15 protein-coding genes and 1 tRNA gene are annotated in these 17,728 nt (G+C 45.9%); 12 read left to right on the forward strand and 4 right to left on the reverse strand.

The genetic code is table 11. The features are described from left to right. Positions 1 to 146 precede the first annotated feature (146 nt). From ACO0K8_RS00695 to lon, 5 genes are all read left to right on the forward strand, one after another. Positions 147 to 233 (forward strand) — tRNA-Leu (locus ACO0K8_RS00695). 28 nt (positions 234 to 261) lie between these two features. After that, positions 262 to 1,608, forward strand: a complete 1,347-nt coding sequence (tig, locus tag ACO0K8_RS00700) for a trigger factor (protein WP_422944708.1) — start codon at positions 262 to 264, stop codon at positions 1,606 to 1,608. Positions 1,609 to 1,624: 16 nt separating this feature from the next. Next, entirely contained in the window at positions 1,625 to 2,251 is a 627-nt protein-coding gene (gene clpP / locus ACO0K8_RS00705; RefSeq protein ID WP_295755721.1) for an ATP-dependent Clp endopeptidase proteolytic subunit ClpP, read from the forward strand. Between the two features lie 160 nt (positions 2,252 to 2,411). After that, positions 2,412 to 3,683 (forward strand): ATP-dependent Clp protease ATP-binding subunit ClpX, encoded by a 1,272-nt coding sequence (gene clpX, locus ACO0K8_RS00710; RefSeq protein WP_422944709.1) that lies wholly within the window; start codon positions 2,412 to 2,414, stop codon positions 3,681 to 3,683. Between the two features lie 215 nt (positions 3,684 to 3,898). Then, the gene (gene lon, locus ACO0K8_RS00715; RefSeq protein WP_422944710.1) at positions 3,899 to 6,307 is read left to right on the forward strand and encodes an endopeptidase La; all 2,409 of its coding nucleotides are present in this window, start codon (positions 3,899 to 3,901) and stop codon (positions 6,305 to 6,307) included. A 212-nt stretch (positions 6,308 to 6,519) separates the two neighbouring features. Here the strand turns inward: lon and lexA are convergent, their stop codons facing one another. Further along, positions 6,520 to 7,176 (reverse strand): transcriptional repressor LexA, encoded by a 657-nt coding sequence (lexA, locus tag ACO0K8_RS00720; RefSeq protein ID WP_422944711.1) that lies wholly within the window; start codon positions 7,174 to 7,176, stop codon positions 6,520 to 6,522. A 261-nt stretch (positions 7,177 to 7,437) separates the two neighbouring features. Between lexA and rpsF the strand changes: the two genes are divergently transcribed. From rpsF to ACO0K8_RS00755, 7 genes are all read left to right on the forward strand, one after another. Continuing rightward, positions 7,438 to 7,806, forward strand: a complete 369-nt coding sequence (rpsF, locus tag ACO0K8_RS00725; protein ID WP_422944712.1) for a 30S ribosomal protein S6 — start codon at positions 7,438 to 7,440, stop codon at positions 7,804 to 7,806. Positions 7,807 to 7,835: 29 nt separating this feature from the next. Then, on the forward strand, positions 7,836 to 8,150 hold the full coding sequence (gene priB, locus ACO0K8_RS00730) for a primosomal replication protein N (RefSeq protein WP_422944713.1): 315 nt from the start codon (positions 7,836 to 7,838) through the stop codon (positions 8,148 to 8,150). A gap of 9 nt (positions 8,151 to 8,159) precedes the next feature. Further along, positions 8,160 to 8,444, forward strand: a complete 285-nt coding sequence (gene rpsR, locus ACO0K8_RS00735; protein ID WP_126126169.1) for a 30S ribosomal protein S18 — start codon at positions 8,160 to 8,162, stop codon at positions 8,442 to 8,444. Between the two features lie 13 nt (positions 8,445 to 8,457). Further along, on the forward strand, positions 8,458 to 8,910 hold the full coding sequence (gene rplI / locus ACO0K8_RS00740; RefSeq protein ID WP_422944714.1) for a 50S ribosomal protein L9: 453 nt from the start codon (positions 8,458 to 8,460) through the stop codon (positions 8,908 to 8,910). Between the two features lie 246 nt (positions 8,911 to 9,156). Next, positions 9,157 to 10,545, forward strand: coding sequence for a replicative DNA helicase (locus ACO0K8_RS00745; protein WP_295755816.1), 1,389 nt, complete (start codon positions 9,157 to 9,159; stop codon positions 10,543 to 10,545). A gap of 170 nt (positions 10,546 to 10,715) precedes the next feature. Further along, positions 10,716 to 11,342 carry a DUF47 domain-containing protein gene (locus ACO0K8_RS00750; protein ID WP_422944715.1) on the forward strand — a complete coding sequence of 209 codons (627 nt, stop codon included), beginning with the start codon at positions 10,716 to 10,718 and terminating at the stop codon, positions 11,340 to 11,342. A 102-nt stretch (positions 11,343 to 11,444) separates the two neighbouring features. Continuing rightward, positions 11,445 to 12,455, forward strand: a complete 1,011-nt coding sequence (locus ACO0K8_RS00755; RefSeq protein WP_422944716.1) for an inorganic phosphate transporter — start codon at positions 11,445 to 11,447, stop codon at positions 12,453 to 12,455. Between the two features lie 231 nt (positions 12,456 to 12,686). Here ACO0K8_RS00755 and ACO0K8_RS00760 read toward each other — a convergent pair whose 3' ends face one another. The 3 genes from ACO0K8_RS00760 to ACO0K8_RS00770 all read right to left on the reverse strand — a co-directional run bounded on the left by ACO0K8_RS00760 (position 12,687) and on the right by ACO0K8_RS00770 (position 17,489). Further along, the gene (locus ACO0K8_RS00760; protein ID WP_422944717.1) at positions 12,687 to 13,445 is read right to left on the reverse strand and encodes a LytR/AlgR family response regulator transcription factor; all 759 of its coding nucleotides are present in this window, start codon (positions 13,443 to 13,445) and stop codon (positions 12,687 to 12,689) included. 12 nt (positions 13,446 to 13,457) lie between these two features. Continuing rightward, positions 13,458 to 14,834 (reverse strand): sensor histidine kinase, encoded by a 1,377-nt coding sequence (locus ACO0K8_RS00765; RefSeq protein ID WP_422944718.1) that lies wholly within the window; start codon positions 14,832 to 14,834, stop codon positions 13,458 to 13,460. A gap of 384 nt (positions 14,835 to 15,218) precedes the next feature. After that, on the reverse strand, positions 15,219 to 17,489 hold the full coding sequence (locus ACO0K8_RS00770; protein ID WP_422944719.1) for an EAL domain-containing response regulator: 2,271 nt from the start codon (positions 17,487 to 17,489) through the stop codon (positions 15,219 to 15,221). Between the last annotated feature and the right edge of the window lie 239 nt (positions 17,490 to 17,728).

Consider the following 17,728-nt stretch of genomic DNA (forward strand, 5'->3'; position numbering starts at 1 on the left):
GAAGAAAAATAGTGACGCGCCAGTTTAAAATCCAGTAGAATATGCGGCTGGAGTTGAAATGCAATAGTTACAGTTCTGGGCGACACTTGAATTTTAGGTCGCCCTTTGCTTTTGTGCTGGTTTTACGCCAGTAAGTATCTCATCCTGCGAGGATGGCGAAATTGGTAGACGCACCAGGTTTAGGTCCTGGCGCCAGAAATGGTGTGGGGGTTCGAGTCCCCCTTCTCGCACCACAGAATTTTTTTTATTTGGACGATTTTCATGGCAATTGCAGTCGAAACTTTAGATAAATTGGAACGCCGCCTTACTATCTCTTTCCCTGTTGCAGAAGTGCAATCTGAAGTGGAAAAACGTTTGAAAGTGCGTGCGCGTACCGCGAAGGCTCCTGGTTTCCGTCCTGGAAAAGTGCCTATGAAAATGGTTGCCGCTCAATACGGCTACCAACTCGAAACAGAAGTGCTGAATGATAAAGTTGGTCAAGCATTCAGCGCAGCGGCTAATGAGAATAAATTACGTGTAGCTGGCTATCCACGGATAGAGCCTAAGTCAGGCGAGGCTGCAGTTGAAGGCACTCTGGCGTTTGAAGCGACTTTCGAAGTTTATCCAGAATTCACAGTCGGCGATTTGTCTTCGGCAGAAGTCGAACAAGTTAAAACTGAAGTGTCAGATGCTGAGATCGACAAAACTATCGATATCTTGCGCAAACAACGTGTGCATTATCACGTAAAAGGCGAACAAGGCGAGCACGGTGATGGTGGTGCTGATTTGTCCGCTCAAACTGGCGACCGCGCTACCGTAGATTTCATCGGGACACTGGACGGTGTTGAGTTCGCAGGCGGTAAAGCAGAAGGCTTTGCGTTTGTCTTGGGTGAAGGTCGTATGTTACCTGGGTTTGAAACGGCAACAATCGGTTTGGTAGTCGGTGCAAGTAAGACTTTTCCCTTGTCGTTTCCTGAAGATTATCATGGTAAAGATGTTGCCGGTAAAACTGCAGAATTCACGATTACATTGAAGCAGTTGGAGTGGGCGCATTTGCCAGCAGTTGATGCTGAATTCGCGAAAACTTTGGGTGTTGAAGATGGCGATCTGGTTAAGATGCGTACCGACATCAAAGAAAACCTGGAGCGTGAAGTTAAAGGTCGCGTAAAAGCCAAGACTAAAGACAGCGTAATGGATACTTTGGTTAAGGCTGTTGAATTTGATGTGCCTAAATCATTAGTTGAGCAAGATGGTCAGCGTTTGGCTGAGATGACACGTCAAGACATGGCGCAACGTGGTATGAATGTTAAAGACGTACCATTTCCACCAGAATTGTTTACTGCGCAAGCAGAGCGTCGTGTGCGTTTAGGTTTGATCTTGGCTGAATTGGTTAAGTCAAATAATTTGCAAGCGACTCCTGAGCAAATTAAAGCACAGGTAGAAGATTTTGCTCAAAGTTATGAAGATCCTCAGCAAGTAGTTAAATACTATTTCAGTGATCGTAGCCGTTTAGCTGAAGTTGAAGCCCTTGTGTTAGAAGAAAACGTCGTTACTTATGTACTTGGTAAATCGAAAGTGACAGAAAAAATTCTGCCTTTTGATGAGTTAATGGGTAGTAACCAAGCGTAATTAATAAGGAAATCACATGACAGGTATCATCCGTAATTCTGCACTGGACACCAATATGCTGGGCATGGTGCCTATGGTGGTAGAACAAAGTGGTCGAGGAGAGCGTTCTTACGATATCTATTCTCGCCTACTTAAAGAGCGTGTGATTTTTTTGGTTGGTCCTGTTAATGATCATGCCGCAAATTTAATCGTTGCTCAGATGTTGTTTTTGGAGAGTGAAAATCCGGATAAGGATATTTCTTTCTACATTAATTCACCTGGCGGTTCGGTGTCAGCTGGTATGGCGATTTTTGATACGATGCAATTTATCAAGCCAGATGTTTCAACTTTGTGCACTGGTTTGGCTGCATCTATGGGTGCTTTCCTGTTAGCTGCTGGTGCAAAAGGTAAACGTTTTTCTTTGCCAAATTCACGCATCATGATTCATCAGCCTTCAGGTGGTGCGCAAGGTCAGGCCACTGATATCGAAATTCAAGCGCGCGAAATTTTATATTTGCGCGAACGTCTGAATGGTATTTTGGCTGAAAAAACTGGCCAAACTATAGAACAGATTGCTAAAGATACTGAGCGCGATAACTTTATGTCTGCTGAGTCTGCTGCAGAATATGGTTTAATCGATAAAGTTCTGACTCATCGTTCTTGATGAATTGAAATATCCAGAAACGCCCGCATCTTTGAGTTGCGGGCGTTTTTCTATTCTGCCCTATAATTGCCTTTCATCGCAAAGATGCCTGTATCTCTCATGACGAATCATGAATTTGCAGGTAATATTACATCCACTCCGTTAAATAATATTCCGTACCATGCCCGATAAAAAATCCTCCACTGGCGAAAAACTGCTTTATTGCTCATTTTGTGGCAAGAGCCAACATGAGGTTAAAAAACTGATTGCTGGGCCATCTGTATTTATTTGCGACGAGTGTATCGATCTTTGCAATGACATCATTACTGATGAAATAAGCAGTCTTGATACTATTGCAAGTGCAAAGACCGAATTGCCAACGCCGTCTGAAATTACCGGATTGCTAGATCAGTACGTGATTGGGCAAACCACCGCAAAAAAAATTCTAGCGGTTGCCGTGTACAACCATTACAAACGCCTAAAGCATCTCGGTAAAAAAGATGATGTGGAGCTGTCAAAGAGCAATATTTTATTAGTTGGTCCAACTGGATCTGGTAAAACCTTATTGGCGCAAACCTTAGCACGCATGTTGAATGTGCCGTTTGTGATTGCTGATGCGACTACCTTAACTGAAGCCGGTTATGTTGGCGAGGACGTAGAAAATATCATTCAAAAATTGCTGCAAAATTGTAATTATGAAGTTGAGCGTGCACAGAAAGGCATAGTCTACATTGATGAGATAGATAAGATTTCCCGGAAATCTGACAATCCTTCAATTACCCGTGACGTTTCGGGCGAGGGTGTGCAGCAAGCTTTGCTGAAGTTAATTGAGGGCACGATGGCTTCGGTGCCACCGCAAGGTGGTCGCAAGCACCCAAATCAAGATTTTATCCAAATTGATACGACTAACATCATGTTCATTTGTGGTGGTGCATTTGACGGCTTGGCTAAAGTCATCTCTGATCGCTCAGAACGCAGTAGTATAGGCTTCTCGGCTAGTGTAAAGAGTCAAACTGAAAAGAGTGCTAGTCAAATCATGCAAGATGCTGAGCCACAAGATTTGATTAAATTTGGCTTGATTCCTGAATTAGTTGGTCGTTTGCCTGTGATTGCTACGCTCAATGAATTGGACGAGGCTGCTTTGATACAGATTTTGCTTGAACCGAAGAATGCTTTAATCAAGCAATACTCCAAATTATTGGAGATGGAAGGCGCTGAACTGGAGATTCGTCCAGCCGCCTTGCAAGCGATAGCCAAAAAAGCGATAGCGCGCAAGACTGGGGCACGCGGTTTGCGCTCTATTCTTGAGCATGCACTGCTCGATATTATGTACGAATTACCAAACGAGCAAAATGTCGTCAAGGTAGTGATTGATGAAAATACCATCGCTAACGGAGCCAAACCATTGTTAATTTACGATGAGCAACCTAAGGTCTCTGGCGCCAAATCTTAAATGTTGAATGTTGAATAGTAGTCGGTAAATTTTTTTGCCGACCGCTGATTTAAATTAGCGGTACAATTTGTTTAAATAATAAAATTCAGGCTTCAATCGAAAAAGCTGCACGGAGCCCTCTCTGCGTGGCTTTTTTTATTGTTTTTTGGATGACGGGCTTGTGTTTTGGCCTAGTGCGCCAATCTAACTGTTAGAAATTTTGAAAAAGGTGCGCCATGACAACTTCCATAATTACAGAACGAACTGAATTGCCCCTGCTGCCTTTACGCGACGTTGTCGTGTTTCCGCATATGGTCATTCCTCTCTTTGTCGGTCGTCCTAAGTCGATTAAGGCCTTAGAGGCTGCGATGGAGCAAGGCAAGAGTATTATGCTTGCGGCTCAAAAGGCCGCTGCTAAAGATGAACCTTCGGCAGATGATATTTATGAAATTGGCTGTATTGCCAATATTCTGCAAATGCTGAAATTGCCTGATGGCACGGTTAAAGTGCTGGTCGAAGGCGTGCAACGTGCGCGAATTCACAAAATCACTGAAACCGAATCGCACTTCACCGCAGATCTGACACCTGTCGAGACTGAAATTGGCGACGACAGTGAAATCGAAGGAATGCGCCGCGCTATCGTTCAGCAATTCGATCAATACGTTAAATTAAACAAAAAAATCCCTCCTGAAATTCTGGCATCTTTGTCTGGAATTGATGATGCTGGTCGCTTAGGCGATACCATTGCAGCCCATCTTCCTTTGAAGTTAGAGCAGAAGCAAGTGATACTGGAGATTTTTAGTGTCGCGAAACGTCTCGAGCATTTGCTGGGGCAGTTGGAGGGTGAGCTAGATATCTTGCAAGTTGAGAAGCGTATCCGTGGGCGTGTGAAGCGGCAGATGGAAAAGTCACAGCGTGAGTACTATTTGAATGAGCAGGTAAAAGCGATTCAAAAAGAGCTGGGCGAAGGCGAAGAGGGCGCCGATATTGATGAGCTTGAGAAAAAAATTGTTGCGGCGAAAATGCCTAAAGAGGCGCGCGATAAGGCAATGAATGAGCTGAAGAAGCTCAAAATGATGTCTCCTATGTCGGCTGAGGCGACCGTGGTGCGTAATTATATTGACACTATCGTAAATTTGCCTTGGAAGAAGAAATCTAAGGTGAACAATGATTTAACCAATGCCGAAAAAGTATTGGAAGACGACCATTACGGTCTAGATAAGGTCAAAGAACGCATCTTGGAATATCTCGCCGTACAGCAACGTGTCGATAAGTTGAAGGCGCCTATACTTTGTTTCGTTGGTCCTCCTGGTGTCGGTAAAACGTCCCTTGGCCAATCCATTGCTCGCGCTACAAATCGTAAGTTTGTGCGTATGGCGCTCGGTGGCGTCAGGGACGAGGCCGAGATTCGTGGGCATCGGCGTACCTATATCGGCTCTATGCCAGGCAAGATCTTGCAGAGTCTGGCAAAGGTAGGTGTGCGCAATCCTTTGTTCTTGCTCGATGAAGTCGATAAGATGGGGGCTGATTTCCGTGGCGATCCGTCCTCTGCTTTGCTGGAGGTCTTGGATCCAGAGCAAAATCATACTTTTTCGGATCATTACATTGAGGTTGATTTCGATTTGTCAGATGTGATGTTCGTCGCTACTTCAAACTCATATAACATCCCGGCCGCGCTGCTAGACAGGATGGAAGTGATACGTTTGTCTGGCTACACTGAGGATGAAAAGACCAGTATCGCACAGCGTTATTTGTTGCCGAAACAGATAAAAAATAACGGTCTTAAAGAAGAAGAAATTACCATCGCAGAAACCGCAATACGCGACATTATTCGTTATTACACACGTGAAGCAGGGGTGCGTTCACTTGAGCGCGAAATCTCCAAGATCTGTCGCAAGGTCGTGAAGATGTTGTTGCTTAAGAAGACCGAAAAGAAAGCCACCATCAATTCGAAAAATATCGACAAATACCTTGGTGTGCGTCGTTATGATTTCGGTGTGGCAGTCAAAGACAATCAGGTTGGGCAAGTTGTGGGTTTGGCGTGGACTGAGGTCGGCGGTGATTTATTGACGATAGAAGCCGTAGCAATGCCGGGTAAGGGGGGCGTGATACGCACTGGCACCTTGGGTGATGTGATGAAAGAGTCGATCGAAGCTGCCCGTACAGTGGTGCGTAGTCGCGCTAAGCGCTTGGGGATTAAAGCGGATGTGTTCGAAAAAAGTGACATTCATATTCATGTTCCTGAAGGTGCTACGCCGAAGGATGGACCTTCGGCCGGTATCGCGATGACGACCGCTTTGGTTTCTATCTTCACTGGCATACCTGTAAGAGCTGATGTGGCGATGACTGGTGAGATTACCTTGAGAGGCGAGGTCTTGCCTATTGGTGGGCTGAAAGAGAAATTACTAGCAGCTCATCGCGGCGGGATCAAGACAGTGTTAATACCTGAGGAGAATGCGAAAGATTTGACTGATATCCCGGACAATGTCAAAAATAAACTGGAAATTATCCCAGTGCGTTGGATAGATAAAGTCTTGGAAATTGCCTTGGAACGTCAACCTGTGGCATTGACTGATGAGGACGTGGCGCTCGCCGCTACTGCAAAGCCAGATGCTGCAGTCGAGGCTTCGACAATTAAGCATTAATGCCGTATTGGGTCTGTGCTTGTATTGGCATAGGCATCAATGCCTAATAAAAAACGCCCGATAATTTATCGGGCGTTTTTTATTGACAGACTTACTTCTATTGAATGGATTGCTGTTTTAAAAGCGGCATGTCCGAAGCGCAATCTGCATGCGGGCCGCAGCATGCCTGGCTCGAAAGCCGCATGGATAGGGCGCCTTGGCGCTATGCCTCTTTAAGACCAACTGCGCAGTAGCCCAACGGCCAAGCCTTCCAGTGAAAAATCGGTTTCGGTGTCGCTGACTTTGATAATTGGATAATCTGGATTTTCTGGGATTAACTCTATGCCAGTGCTGGTTTTTTTGTAGCGTTTGACGGTGACGTCATCCCCTAGTCTGGCAACCACGATTTGTCCATTGCGGGCCGTATCTGATTTTTTCACAGCTAATAAATCGCCGTCCAAAATACCCGCGTCACGCATTGACAAGCCACGTACTTTAAGCAGGAAATCCGGTTTTGCGGAAAAAAGAGCTGGATCCACATTGTAGGTGGCCTCTACATGCTCAGTAGCGAGTATTGGTGAGCCAGCGGCAACTCGCCCAACCAATGGCAGGCTCAATTGCATCAGGGCTGGATGTGGCAATGCCATTTGTATTCCAGGCATGTGGCTAGATAGTTCGGATTCTAGGAGTCGTATGCCACGTGAGGTGCCTGCTGCTATTTCGATTACGCCTTTTCGCGCTAGTGCCTGCAGGTGTTCTTCTGCTGCGTTGGTCGAGCGAAATCCAAGTTCTGTTGCGATTTCTGCTCGCGTCGGCGGGAAGCCTGTGTTTTGAATGGCATCCTTGATCAGGTTCAGGATCTGCTCTTGGCGAGCGGTAAGTTTCAGCATGATGGTTCTTTCAATTAGCTGTATGTATATGCAGACTGTATTTTTATACAGTAAAGTCACTTATGCAAGTAAAACCTGTTAAAAACTCAGGAATAAATGATTTAACTGATACAGGCTCTGCTAGGGTGCTAGTTGAATTCTCCTCATTCATAGAACTAATTGTACAAAATTTGAAAATCGGTTACTATTGTCGGCTTTCCTCTTCCCGCACTCGTCTTGACGCCGAGGCGGGCATCTTTTTATTGTCCACAAGGAGAATATATGCGTCATTATGAAATAGTATTTATCGTACACCCGGATCAAAGCGAGCAAGTGCCTGCAATGATCGAACGCTACAAAGCTAGCGTTACTACACGTGGTGGTCAAATCCATCGCGTTGAAGACTGGGGTCGCCGTCAACTTGCCTACATCGTTCAGAAATTGGCTAAAGCTCACTATGTTTGCATGAACATAGAGTGTGATGCTGAAACTTTGCTTGAGTTGGAAACAGCATTCAAATTTAACGATGCCGTTTTGCGTCACCTCACAGTTAAAATGAAAAAAGCTGAAACAGCGCCATCTCCAATGATGAAAGCAGTTCAGAAAGAAGATGCAGCTAAGACGCAACGCGTTGAAGCACCTGCAGCTTAATAGTTTTAACGAAGGACGCGTAATTATTTGTGAATGAGCTTAAAGTCGTTGCTAGCATTGCAGAAAAATCAGCGCTGCGTTATACGCCAGCCGGAATTCCGATAGCAACTGCGGTATTAATGCATCACTCTAAGCAAGAACAGGCGAGCACCCAGCGCCAGGTTGAATTTGAAATCACTGCAGTTGCTGCAGGCGCTATTTCTAAGCGATTCCTGGAAATACAATTGGGTGTCACGATGTTATTCACAGGTTTTTTAGCGCGTAAAAATCGCAACAGCAAAAGTCTCGTTTTTCATATCACTGATTTTCAGGAAAATGAGTTCGAGACACCTTTACTAGATTAGGAGCCTAAAATGGCATTCGGTAAAAAATTTGATAAAAGCAAACTGAAGCAAAAGCGTCAGCAACAAAATCCATTGTTCAAACGCAAGAAGTTCTGCCGTTTTTCAGCAGGACATGTAGCTGCAGTTGATTATAAAGACATCGATACACTGAAAGACTTCGTGCAAGAAAACGGCAAAATCATGCCAGCACGTTTGACTGGCACTGTAGCCTTGTACCAGCGCCAAGTTGATACAGCGATCAAGCGTGCACGCTACCTTGCGTTGCTGCCGTACACTGATCTGCATACAGCGTAATTAGGAGAAAAATATGCAAATTATTCTGATGGATAAAGTCGTTAATCTCGGCAATCTGGGTGATGTAGTTCGTGTTAAAGATGGTTATGCACGTAACTTTTTGATTCCACAACGTATGGCTCGCCGTGCAACTGCTGCTGCAATCGCTGAATTCGAAGCGAAGCGCGCTGAGTTGGAAAAAGCTGCTGCTGCTAAATTGGCTGCCGCACAAGCGCAAGGCGAAAAATTGAGTGGTTTGACAGTTCAAATCTCACAAAAGTCTGGTGTTGATGGTCGTTTGTTTGGTTCCGTAACCAATTCAGACATCGCAGATGCATTGACTAAGCAAGGTTTTGCAGTTGAGAAATCACAAGTGCGTTTGCCATTGGGTCCTTTGAAGACTGCTGGCGATCACTCTGTATCAGTTGCGTTGCACACTGATGTCGTAGTAGATGTCATCGTTGCGGTATTGGGCGAACACGCTTAATTAATATACTTAATTAAGTACGCAAAAAAAAGCCGGGTTTTCCCGGCTTTTTTTATTTTTAGCTTTGATCTTGCGTAAATGCTTAAGTTTTTAATTGCAGAAAGTATTCAGATTTTCTCATTAATTTGTCAATTAGGTATTGCATAAATTTTTGCCGCAATGCATCTTTTTCCTTTTCTAATTTAGGCTAAATTAGGCCTACTTTCATTTGCTTTCGAGGGGGAATAAAAAGGTATAATGCGCGCCATGAAAGCACCTTCCGATCCGCAATTAGATAATCTTCGCATCCCGCCGCACTCCATAGAATCAGAGCAATCTGTTTTAGGTGGCTTATTACTGGATAACGCTGCTTGGGATAGAATCGCCGATTTTATCAATGAGGGTGATTTTTATCGTTATGATCACCGCATTATTTTTCAGGCTATCGTTAAACTGATTAATGCCTCGCGACCAGCCGATGTCATTACCGTCTTTGATGCGCTCACTGCCATCAATAAAGCGGAGGATGCAGGTGGATTGAGTTACCTGAATGCACTGGCGCAAAACACGCCATCGGCAGCAAATATACGTCGATATGCAGAGATTGTTCGGGATCGTGGCGTATTGCGTAAGCTTATTACGGTTTCCGATGAGATAGCCGGACAGGCATTCAATCCTCAGGGTAAAGAAGTGAAACAAATGCTGGACGAGGCAGAATCAAAGATTTTTGCGATTGCCGAGGAGGGCTCGCGCGGAGCCCAAGGTTTTAACGCGATTCAGCCTTTATTGACGCAAGTCGTCGAGCGTATTGATGAGTTGTATAACCGTGACCATACCAGTGACATCACAGGTGTACCCACCGGTTTTACCGATCTCGATAAAATGACTTCAGGCTTGCAGCCTGGTGACTTGATTATTGTGGCGGGTCGTCCTTCCATGGGTAAAACGGCGTTTTCCATCAATATCGCTGAAACGGTCGCAATTGAAAGTGGCTTGCCGGTAGCGGTATTCTCCATGGAGATGGGGGGCGCTCAGCTGGCTATGCGTATGCTGGGTTCGGTCGGACGTTTGGATCAGCATAGGTTGCGCACTGGTCGCCTGATCGATGAAGACTGGCCACGCCTGACTCATGCGATACAAAAAATGAATGATGCCCAGCTTTACATTGATGAGACACCTGCGCTTAGCTCAATAGAATTACGCGCCCGTTCCCGCCGTTTAGCAAGGCAATGCGGCAAGCTCGGTTTGATCGTGATCGATTACTTGCAATTGATGTCGGGCAATACTCAGGGCGAAAACCGCGCCACAGAAATTTCGGAAATCTCACGAAGCTTAAAGGGGTTGGCAAAAGAATTGCAATGCCCGGTAATCGCACTCTCACAGTTGAACCGCTCATTGGAGCAGCGCCCGAATAAGCGGCCAGTTATGTCCGATTTGCGCGAATCTGGCGCGATTGAGCAAGATGCCGACGTGATTTTATTTATTTACCGCGATCAGGTGTATAACCCTGATTCACCTGATAAAGGTACGGCCGAGATTATTATCGGTAAGCAACGTAATGGCCCTATCGGTAGCGTGCGCTTGACCTTTTTGGGCGAATATACCAAGTTTGATAATTACACCGGTTCCTTGTCTATTTACGGTGATAGTGAGTAAAAATAAAACGCAAGCGGAATAGAGAATTAATTTATTGATTCATTGGCTTCGTAAAATTTTGTAGTCCTTAGTAGTCGCAATGCGTGTGGTATAGCAGTATCCGGGAAGTCAGGTGATCCTTGCACTTTTCGGATCAATTCTAGAAATTTTCTATTTTCAGTGAGAAAAAAATGTTTGGACGATTCATGCCCACCGAGGGTAAATTCTTTGACTTATTTAATCAGCATGCGGAGTTATGCGTCAAAGGATCGAAAGAGATGGTCGCTTTGATGACCAATTTTGACGACTTGGAAATCCGGGTTCATGCAATAGAAGGCATAGAAAAACAAGCGGATACTGTCACTTACAATACGATAGAGCTGCTGCATAAAACATTTATCACGCCGCTGGACAGAGATGACATTCATAAGCTCATTACGCGCATGGATGATATTCTGGACTTGTTGGAAGACGCTGCACAGACAATCTCGCTCTACGATATCCGCGAAATCACTCCGGAAGCCAAGCGTCTGGCCGAACTGTGTCTGGCTTGTGCAGAGAAGGTGAAAGCAGCGGTTGCTCTGCTACACAATATGGATAACTCTCGCCAGATTTTGGCGATCTGCGAAGAAATAGACCGGTTAGAATCGGATGCTGATCACGTGATGCGTGCGGCTATGTCGAAGTTATTCCGTGATGAACCAGATGTACGAAATCTGATCAAGCTCAAAGCGATCTACGAAATTCTGGAAACGGTCACCGATCGTTGTGAAGATGTCGCGAACATCATTGAAGGTATCATCGTCGAAAACGCATAATTTTTGCGACGGCAAGCGGTCACAGGCTTGCCTTAAAAACGAGAGTATTGATTAGTATTAGCTCTATCTGAACTGATAGAGCTTAAAAGAGAAGTGATCCCTATGCAAACCTTCCATATGAGCATGTATGTCATTGTATTTCTGGTGATATTGGCTTTGTTATTTGATTTTATGAACGGCTTCCACGATGCGGCAAACGCGATTGCCACCGTGGTTTCTACTGGCGTACTCAAGCCGCAACAAGCGGTGGCTATGGCTGCCTTTTTCAACGTGCTGGCAATCGTCGTATTTCCTCTGACGGTAGCAACGACGATAGGTAAGGGTACCATTGACCCTGCAATCGTCGATCACTATGTAATTTTTGGTGCCTTGGTAGGCGCCACGTTTTGGAATTTTGTTACCTGGTATTTTGGTATTCCTTCGTCCTCATCGCATGCCTTGATCGGCGGCATGGTCGGCGCAGCCGTTGCTAAATCGGGTACTAGTGCCTTGATTTCAGCCGGTCTCTACAAAACGATTATTTTTATCGTGGTATCGCCATTGCTAGGGTTTTTCCTTGGGTCTTTGATGATGCTGATCGTTTCCTGGTTGTTCGTTAAATCAACGCCGATGAAGGTCGATAAATGGTTTCGTCGTCTACAGCTAGTATCTGCCTCAATGTTTAGTCTTGGTCACGGTGGAAATGACGCGCAAAAAACCATGGGCATTATATGGATGTTATTGATCTCGGCTGGTTACTCTAATCAGGCGGATAAAATGCCACCGTTGTGGGTAGTTATTTGCTGTTACACCGCAATCGGACTTGGTACCTTGTTTGGCGGTTGGCGCATAGTTAAAACTATGGGGCAGAAAATCACTAAGCTCAAACCCGTTGGTGGGTTCTGCGCAGAAACCGGCGGCGCCATTACTTTGTTTATGGCAACTGCTTTGGGTATTCCAGTATCGACTACTCATACCGTCACCGGTGCGATTGTTGGTGTTGGTTCGGCGCAAAAGATGTCGGCGGTGCGTTGGGGTGTGGCGGGGAATATTGTTTGGGCATGGGTCCTGACCATTCCAGCCTCAGCCTTTGTCGCTGCTATTGCATGGTGGGTGGGGACGAAGATTTTGTAAGGCCTGAATCACCGTGCGAAAAAGCCACTCAGTTTTGCTGAGTGGCTTTTTTATTGATAGTAATTTTTATAGTAATTTTGATAGTGCATTTTTGATCGTAGCCCCAGCGCGCAATAGGCATGCGGGTTTGCGGGGTGCCAAGTCTGAGAGCCGCATGGATCATGCGTGATACGGGTGCCTTGTTTGAAAAGCGCATGGAATATGCGTGTTCGGCGTATGCACCTTTTTTACTTACATTTGCTTGAAAAGGTGGACGAAACTGCGACTCACTTCCAGTTTCTCCGTTAAGCCTTTGATCTGTACCAGATGGCGGCCGCGCATGTCGCGCACGACGCCGGCGATGGCTTTGGCGTTGACCAAGGTGGAACGATGTATTTGCCAGAACAAGGCGGGATCTAGTTCTTCGCATAAGTCGCGCACCGGTTTGCGGATCAGGGCTTCGTAGTTGGCGGTCTGCACTCTCGTGTATTTTTCATCCGACTGAAAAAAAAGAATTTCCTCCGTTGGAATCAGGCGTAACTCCTGACCTATCGAGGCTTGTATCCATTGCAAATAGACGGGCTTGGCAGCGATTCCCATCTGCTTGGCTAACTGCGACAGCATAGCGCTCATATCATTGGGGTTGCTGGCCACGCTCAAGCGGGCCTTGAGCCTATCGACGGTGCGACCGAGCCGCTCTACATCGGCTGGTTTTAAAACATAGTCCACAGCACCCTGGTCAAAGGCTTCAATCGCATATTGATCGTAGGCTGTGATGAAGACGATGTGTGCTTTGCTGCCGATTTCTCTGGCGGCTTCCAATCCGGTTTTGACAGGCATACGGATATCCAAAAAAGCCAGGTCAGGTTGATGTGTTGTTACCATCTGTATGGCTTCCTCACCGTTCTTGGCTTCGGCAAGTATTTCTAGTTCGGGCCAGACCTGTTCCAGGCGTGACCGTAACTGGTCACGCATCATTCTTTCGTCGTCGGCAATAATCGCGGTAGGCATAGATAGTCGTATTTAGTTGGCTAATTCGTAAGGGATTTCTATGGTAACGCAAACGCCCGTCGGTTGGTTGGGTGTGATGATCATCTGTGCTTTTTCTTTGTAGATCAACTTGAGTCTTTCACGAATATTTTGCAACCCGAGACCCGTTCCGTTACTTGGTTTTGCGCCAAAACCAAGGCCAGTGTCCGAGACGGTGACACGTAATTTATTGTGAGCTACTTCTGCTCTAAATTGCAGCGTACCTCCTTCGGCTTTGACTTCCAGGCCATGTTTGATGGCATTTTCTACCAGGGATTGCAGCATCATCGGTGGGAAGGAGGCGCTACGTAAGCCATCAGGCATGATGAAATCAATCTCTAGCCTTTCTTCCATGCGCATCTTAAGGAGATCTAGGTAGGTTCTGACCATGTCGGCTTCACGTCCGAGATTCGTGGTGGTGGCATTTTCTCGCATCTGCGGCAACACCGCCCGCAAATACGAGATCAGACTACGTTGCATGGCGGCGGCACGCGGGGGATCGGTTTCGATCAAATATTCCACTGAGGCTAAGGTGTTAAAGAGAAAATGCGGTTCTACCTGCGCCTGCATCATCTGCATTTGGGCTTCGCTGACTTGGCGCAGTAAGGCTTCTTTTTCGGCGCTGTTATTCGCTTCTTTAGCTTTCTCTTCTGCGCGAACCTTGCCGCCCATTAAAGCTTTCATCCCGAACAAACCGAAAATGGCGAGCAGGACAAAATTAATAAACCATTGCGATGATTTTTTCTGGTAGCTGCGAACTTCCTGATCCGCTGCGTCAGCCACCGCGTCGTCGATTTCATCGCTAATTTTTTGCGCTATTTCCGGTGGCATTCTAATGTGGATCTCGTCTTGCCCTATGCTGACACCCGGGGTGTTTGGCATGTTAGGTACATTAGGTACATTAGGTACATTAGGTACATTAGGTACATTAGGTACATTAGGTAGGTTTGGAACGTTAGGCGCATTCTGCGTGCTTGATGTGACAGGCGATTTCGCCGAGTGATTGGAGTCTTTACTAATATGGACACCGTCGCCGTCGATTTCTATCTGCTTAGCGCCGCCAGTCGGATTGTTTTTGCGTATATGTATTCCTGTGGCATCAATTTCTACGTTGGTGTCACCGTCTATCGTGTGTTGCGATGTCAGTGGTTTTTTAGGACCATGTTTTTTGCTAACAATTACACTTTCTTCGCTTGTGAAAAAGGTGTCTTGCATAATCCCGCCAGCGGCAATGGTGAGGGTCGCAAAGATAAAAAACTTCCACCAGGATAGTTTGGTGACCCACGCGGCTGTAGTGTCAAAAGCTTTGCTGAGCCAGAGTAGGAAATTCGCACTGACTTCTTTGGCCGTTTGGAGGGTGTCTTGATTCATGATGGGCTTCTTTAAAAAAAATCCTAGGTTGTCACTTACTAGGTGGCTTATTTTGCGAGTCTTTAGTGCATGTAGGCACTCTAAAGTGCTAAGCAACATTTGGCGACTCGGTTGCGACAGTCTGCAAAATACTAGGAATAGAATGATTAAAATCCTTGCTGTGGCGAAAGTTGCGGTAAATCTTGGCGTAAGAATAGCTGCACCAACAATAGTCGTCAGAATGAAATGATGGGGTTAGCCACAACAGTGTCCGATTGACACTAGATGGTATGGCGTAGGTGCCAGCGGAAAATGAAATACACAAGACAAAGTGCAGTGAATTTCATTTCCTTTAGTTTGTCGCGTTAGTTTGTCTATTCAGCGATTGAAAAGCCAGACTGCCGCTTAGGCTAAGTTTTTTTGATTGTCCAGCCAGGGATAGAGGTCTTCTCTCGTCATAGGTTTTGCGTATAAATAGCCCTGCGCCAGGTAGCAACCGAAAGAAAGTAGGGTGTCGGTCTGGGTTTGGGTTTCTACGCCTTCTGCAATGATTGCCATTTCCAGGCTTTGTCCTAATTGCACCACCATTTTGGCAATACTGCCATTGCCACTGGCACTGTCTATTTCATTGACAAAAGCCCGATCAATTTTGAGTTTGTCTACATTGAGTTTTTGAAGGTGACTCAGGGACGAAAACCCTGTACCAAAGTCATCAATGGAAATGCGGATTCCTAATTGTTTAATCTGATGCAGGGTTTTGATCAGCAGCTCAGGATCTTTCATCGCCATTGACTCAGTGATTTCCAGTTCTATGCAGCCAGGAGGCGCCTGCGTGTCTTGCAAAGCTCTGTGGAGGGTTTGCATAAACAGGGGGTGGGAAAACTGCGCCTGAGAGACGTTAATTGCCATTTGAAAATCTGTATGACCCATACTACGTAGGTTCACCAGTTCATAGCAGGCGCTCCGCAAAACCCACTCACCAATATCAACAATTAAACCGGAATATTCTGCTATGGGAATAAATTGATCAGGTGGGACAAATTTCCCTTCTTCGGTCTTCCAGCGCAATAAAGCTTCAGCGCCTACGGCTTGCTTAGTGCGCATGTCGACCTGTGGCTGATAAACCAGAAATAGACGCTCACTTTCGAAGGCGCCACGCAGTGCATGCATCATCCTTACCCGCTCGCGTATCTCTACCCCCATGTCGCGTGTGAAATAGGCATGGCCTGAGCGTTGGTGTGTTTTTGCCCGTTTGAGGGCGATGTTGGTATCCTTTAATGCTTCAGATCCATCACCTTCATAATCACTTAATTTAATCAGGCCAATGGTGGCAGACAATTGAACGTCTTGATTATCAACCTCGAATGGCGCGGTAAATAACGAGAGAATTTCATCTGGGCAAACTTTTTGTTCGTCGCCGACGAGGGCAAAGGTGTCGCTACCAACGCGCGCTATTTGATAGTCATTGCCGAAGTGGTCGGATAGACGTCGCGCTACCGCACAAAGTAGTAGATCTCCAAAATGATGGCCTAATGCATCATTGGTTTCCGCAAAGTGATCAATGTCGATCAGGGATAGTGCAGTTTCTTGTTTAAGGGGAGATAGTAGTGTTTCGTTCAGCGTCTGTAGTAATTTGAGACGATTTGCCAAACCAGTTAATGGGTCGTAAAACGCGTAATTGTGCAGGCGAGAGTTGAGCATTACGTTATCTAGACCAACGGAAACGTTGCTACAGAACACTTCGAGTAGGCGTTTATCCATCTCGTTAAGGTGTGAGCCGGTATTGAGGTAGACGGTTAACTCTCTTTGCGCGACATTGCTAAAAAACAGCACGGTAGCCGCATTTTCGTAAATATTGTGGCGCGCCAGCAAAGTTTGCTGCACTAATGTCTGAATTTTGGCATCGGCTACAAGATCAAGGATTTCACCTACCCAATTATCGAAGCTTTGAGTAGCTGCAAGTACATGCAAACCAGAAGGGGTTTCTGGGCTGGAGAGAGAAGGTTCTAGTGGGCTGATCGCTTGTTGACTGCAGACAAATCCTTCAGTGTGCCCCCCTAAAAGTGCAACTAATTGCGCCAGCACTCCAGATGAGAAGTTTTGTAAACCTTGTCGCGCCATGAGCTCGGTGCTGGCGTGGATAATTAATTCTAAGCCGCGACGGCTCGCCGAGATGGCGCAAATTTGTTCATAGGAGCGGATCGCGGAAGTGACTGCAGTATAGAGCTTTGTTCGCGTTAATTCAGACTTGGTCTTGTAGTCGTTAATATCGTAATCGCGGATGGCATCAATTTCTGGTGCATAGCCAGGCTGGCCAGTGCGGAGAATGATACGCACGTCTGATAAGCCTAAGGTTGTGCGTATATGGCTTACTAGTTGCAATCCAGCATCTTCCTGTTCCATGACCACATCGAGCAAAATGATCGCTATGTCGGTTTCATGCGCCAGAATGTCGCGAGCTTCGGCTGCGGAGTATGCGTGTAGAAAACTGAGGGGGCGGTGTTGTATCTCTAGGCTGCCTAAGGCAAAGGTGGTTGCTGAGTGGACGTCTGGATCATCGTCAATGATCATGATGCGCCATTTTTTTGTCAATCTTGTCCTGTGCGAGGCGTCATTTGCCTCTGGCTCATCCAAAAAAACCAGATCATCTTCTGACGAATGAATCAATGCGCTCATCTGATGTACAACTCCAAGAATGTAATTATCTTTTTAGGTGCCGTTGTTGGCAGATCAGAAGGGTTCTGCACCTAGTCTCAGTATGGAGTATAAAACAAGAATGTGCCTAAAATCATTATTTAAGTCGTGAACTCGCTAGTTTTAAGACATATTTTGGTGAAACCGTTGATAAGCTGTGGCTGATCGGTTTTTGTGCTGCCTTATCACTGTTAAAATAAGCGTATTCCTGAATTTTGTAT

Source organism: Undibacterium sp. Ren11W (assembly GCF_049340485.1).
In the GTDB taxonomy this organism is placed as follows: Bacteria; Pseudomonadota; Gammaproteobacteria; order Burkholderiales; family Burkholderiaceae_D; genus Undibacterium.